Origin of the sequence: Vibrio sp. 10N.261.55.A10 (genome assembly GCF_041470825.1) — a bacterium.
GTDB lineage: Bacteria > Pseudomonadota > Gammaproteobacteria > Enterobacterales > Vibrionaceae > Vibrio > Vibrio crassostreae_C.
Genome location: NZ_JBFRNC010000120.1, coordinates 1 through 3,837, shown reverse-complemented (window position 1 = coordinate 3,837; position 3,837 = coordinate 1). Strand labels below are relative to the sequence as shown.

At 43.9% G+C, this 3,837-nt stretch carries 4 protein-coding genes and 1 tRNA gene; 4 read left to right on the top strand and 1 reads right to left on the bottom strand.

The annotated features are described in order from the left end of the window. Nucleotides 1–127 precede the first annotated feature (127 nt). A complete protein-coding gene (trmB, locus tag AB4274_RS21960; RefSeq protein WP_017062250.1) occupies nt 128–847 on the bottom strand; it encodes a tRNA (guanosine(46)-N7)-methyltransferase TrmB in 720 nt (239 codons plus the stop codon). A 165-nt stretch (nt 848–1,012) separates the two neighbouring features. Here trmB and mutY point away from each other — a divergent pair, with 165 nt between their 5' ends. The 4 genes from mutY to AB4274_RS21940 all read left to right on the top strand — a co-directional run bounded on the left by mutY (nt 1,013) and on the right by AB4274_RS21940 (nt 3,757). Continuing rightward, nucleotides 1,013–2,074, top strand: coding sequence for an A/G-specific adenine glycosylase (mutY, locus tag AB4274_RS21955; protein WP_372113238.1), 1,062 nt, complete (start codon nt 1,013–1,015; stop codon nt 2,072–2,074). Between the two features lie 28 nt (nt 2,075–2,102). Beyond that, a complete protein-coding gene (locus AB4274_RS21950) occupies nt 2,103–2,375 on the top strand; it encodes an oxidative damage protection protein (protein ID WP_010435637.1) in 273 nt (90 codons plus the stop codon). Between the two features lie 69 nt (nt 2,376–2,444). After that, on the top strand, nt 2,445–3,578 hold the full coding sequence (gene mltC, locus AB4274_RS21945) for a membrane-bound lytic murein transglycosylase MltC (protein WP_017062252.1): 1,134 nt from the start codon (nt 2,445–2,447) through the stop codon (nt 3,576–3,578). A gap of 103 nt (nt 3,579–3,681) precedes the next feature. Next, nucleotides 3,682–3,757, top strand: a tRNA-Phe gene (locus AB4274_RS21940). Nucleotides 3,758–3,837: the final 80 nt, after the last annotated feature.

The following is a 3,837-nucleotide window of genomic DNA, read 5'->3' as shown; positions in this document are numbered from 1 at the left end:
CACATTTCAGGACGGGACACTAAGGACAAAAAAGCCAACATTACAATAATGTTGGCTTTAATCAATCCCATAAAGTGTAGGGGTTAAACCCTAAGTCGGATTACCCTTCACTTAATTTGATTCGAAGTTACTTAGTACGCTTGAACTTAATGTCCCAAACACCATGACCTAAACGGTGGCCACGCGCTTCAAACTTAGTTAGCGGGCGCTCATCCGGACGAGGGATGTAATCACCATCTTCAGCGATGTTTTCGAAGCCTGGAGCTACGTTCATCACTTCAATCATATGTTCTGCGTAGTTTTCCCAGTCTGTTGCCATGTGGAAAACACCAGTATCAAGTTGAAGCTTGCCGCGAACCATCTCTGCAAACTCAGCCTTAACGATACGACGTTTATGGTGACGAGCTTTGTGCCATGGGTCAGGGAAGAACAGTTGCAGAGTATGCAGGCTGCTATCTGGGATCATGTGTTCAAATACTTCTACAGCATCGTGACACATTACACGCAGGTTAGTTACGCCAGCATCGCGAGCTGTACCTAAACACGCACCAACACCCGGGCTATGAACTTCAATACCTAAGAAGTTTTTCTCAGGTGCGTTCTTTGCCATTTCAACCAGTGATGCACCCATACCGAAGCCAATCTCTAGTACAACCGGGTTATCGTTGCCAAATACTTCTTTCCAGTTAAGAAGCTCTGGGTTGTAGTCGATACCCATTGTTGGCCAACATTCATTCATCGCGTTCTCTTGGCCTTTTGTTAAGCGGCCTTCGCGGCGAACAAAGCTACGGATCTTACGAACCAGTTTGCCGTCTTCAGTATATTCGTTAGTGGTCACTTCACTCATTGATTTTTGCCTGCACATTGATTAATCAAAGCGGGGATTATCCAAAGAATTGCCTCCGGTGCAAGTCTTTCCGTGGATAAATTCCCACACAATTTGTCTGTTTTACATCCAACGTTAAGTGTGGTGCAATTTCGCTTCTAATAATAGCAAAGCATAGAGCATGTCGTGACTCCTTTCGCAACCGCCATATTAAAGTGGTATGACGCCTACGGGCGTAAAGAATTACCTTGGCAACAAAACAAAACCGCCTACACCGTTTGGCTATCTGAAATCATGCTTCAGCAGACTCAGGTTGCTACGGTGATTCCATACTACCAACGCTTCTTAGAACGCTTTCCAACGGTTATCGACCTAGCGAACGCCGAACAAGATGAGGTACTCCACTTATGGACAGGGCTTGGTTACTACGCACGAGCTCGTAACCTACACAAAGCTGCCAAGATCGTCGCAGAGCAATATGGTGGGGAGTTTCCACTTTCCCTCGAAGAAATGAATGCGCTTCCAGGCATTGGCCGCTCAACAGCGGCAGCCGTTCTGTCCTCTGTTTACAAGCTCCCTCATGCGATCCTTGATGGTAACGTGAAGCGAACGCTTGCAAGAAGCTTTGCTGTCGAGGGCTGGCCTGGTCAAAAGAAGGTTGAAAACCAACTCTGGGAACACGCAGAGGCACACACCCCAAAGCAAGATGTCGATAAATACAATCAAGCTATGATGGATATGGGAGCAATGGTTTGTACTCGTAGCAAGCCTAAATGTACTCTGTGCCCAATTGAAAACATGTGTGAAGCTAAAAAACTCGATAGACAACTCGACTTCCCTGGCAAAAAGCCAAAGAAAGAGAAACCAGTAAAAGAGACATGGTTTGTAATCCTGTATCACGATAACCAAGTGTGGCTTGAGCAGCGCCCTCAATCTGGTATCTGGGGCGGATTGTTTTGTTTCCCTCAAAATGAAAACGCAGAGATCGAACATCAACTAGATCTTCGTTCGATCAAAGACACTCAAACCAATTCGATCAAGACCATGATTGCGTTTAGACACACTTTCAGCCACTACCACTTAGATATCACGCCAGTATTGGTGAAATTAGATAAACAACCAGATTTGATAATGGAAGGGACTAAAGGTCTCTGGTATAACTTATCAAAACCGGAAGAAATTGGCCTAGCCGCTCCTGTAAAGCAGCTTATTGAGAGCCTACCCTTTGAACTGAACGACGACGTTTGAATCAACGAACGCGATAAGAGGAACCACTATGAGCCGCACTGTATTTTGTGCTCGCCTTCAAAAAGATGCTGAAGGCCTAGATTTTCAACTTTACCCAGGTGACTTAGGTAAGCGTATCTTTGACAACGTGTCTAAAGAAGCTTGGGGACAATGGCAAAGCAAGCAAACTATGCTTATCAATGAAAAGAAGCTAAACATGATGGATCCTGAGCATCGTAAACTTCTTGAAACTGAGATGGTTAACTTCCTTTTCGAAGGTAAAGATGTCGTAATTGATGGTTATACTCCACCAAGCGAATAAGACATTTATTTAAGCAATTTTTAATGACATCATGGTTAACGCTGCGATGTCATTTTTGTATGAGGAACTATGAAAAAGCTAAGTTACTTCCTAACAGCCATGTTATTAACTGGCTGCAGCCGTGAATTTGTCGAAAGCATTTATGATGTCAATTACGAGCCAACCAACCGGTTTGTGAAGAATTTAGCTGAGCTACCCGGACAATTTGAAAAAGATACCGGGGCGCTAGATTCATTAATAGATAGCTTTTCAGGCAACATTCAAAAACGTTGGGGTAGCAGTGAAATCAAGATGGCAGGTAAGAGTAACTATGTGAAATACATAGATAATTACTTAAGTCGTTCAGAAGTGAATTTTAGCCAAGGCCTGATAACGGTGGAAACGGTTTCCTCTACCGAACCGAAAAAACACCTCAAAAATGCGATCATGACGACCCTTTTGACGCCAGATGATCCGGCGCATGTCGATCTATTCTCTTCTAAAAGCATCAAGCTAGAAGGCAAACCTTTCCTCTATAATCAGGTTGTAGACCAAGAAAAAAAGCCCATTCAATGGACTTGGCGAGCGAACCAGTTTGCGGATTACCTGATCGCGAATAACCTAAAAACCAAAGAAGTCGACTTTAAAAAAGCCTACTACGTTGAAATCCCAATGGTGGCCGACCACGCTAGCCAGCGTAGTTATCAATATGCCGACATCGTTCGACGAGCGTCTCAGCGTTATGACATCCCTGAAGATTTAATCTACGCTATCATCAAGACAGAGAGTAGCTTCAACCCGTACGCCGTAAGCTGGGCTAATGCTTATGGTCTTATGCAGGTGGTACCTAAAACCGCTGGTCGAGATGTATTTGAACACGTCAAAAAGAAACCTGGTGAACCAAGCCCTGAGTACTTATTCAATCCAGAAAACAACATTGATGCTGGCACCGCATACTTTTACATCCTTAAAAATCGTTATTTGAAAGACGTAAAAAACCCATTAACGCTTGAATACAGTATGATTTCAGCCTATAACGGCGGTACTGGTGGCGTACTCAATACCTTCAGTAAGGACAGAAAGCGAGCAATGCAAGACTTAAACTCGCTGCAACCGAGCCAAGCCTACTGGGCGCTTACCAAGAAGCATCCAAATAAAGAGTCGCGCCGATACCTCGAAAAAGTAACGCAATTCAAAAAAGAATTTAACCAAGGTAAAACATAACCCTCACTTTTGAATAAAAAAACAACGAACGAACGGTTTTTTTAGTTATTTTCAAAAAAGGAGTTGACGGTTATGCAGAAAATCCGTTTAATAGCGCTCCGTTGCCCGGATAGCTCAGTCGGTAGAGCAGAGGATTGAAAATCCTCGTGTCGGTGGTTCGATTCCGCCTCCGGGCACCACAATTTGATTTGTTGGTGTCAACACTCTTTAACAGGGAGTAACAACACGGACAAAAGCATAAAGAATTTAGTGTGCCGAC

Bases quoted from the DNA above. Each gene is read 5' to 3' on its own strand.
- trmB (WP_017062250.1), bottom strand. From the start codon at position 847: ATGAGTGAAGTGACCACTAACGAATATACTGAAGACGGCAAACTGGTT.
- AB4274_RS21950 (WP_010435637.1), top strand. From the start codon at position 2,103: ATGAGCCGCACTGTATTTTGTGCTCGCCTTCAAAAAGATGCTGAAGGC.
- mltC (WP_017062252.1), top strand. From the start codon at position 2,445: ATGAAAAAGCTAAGTTACTTCCTAACAGCCATGTTATTAACTGGCTGC.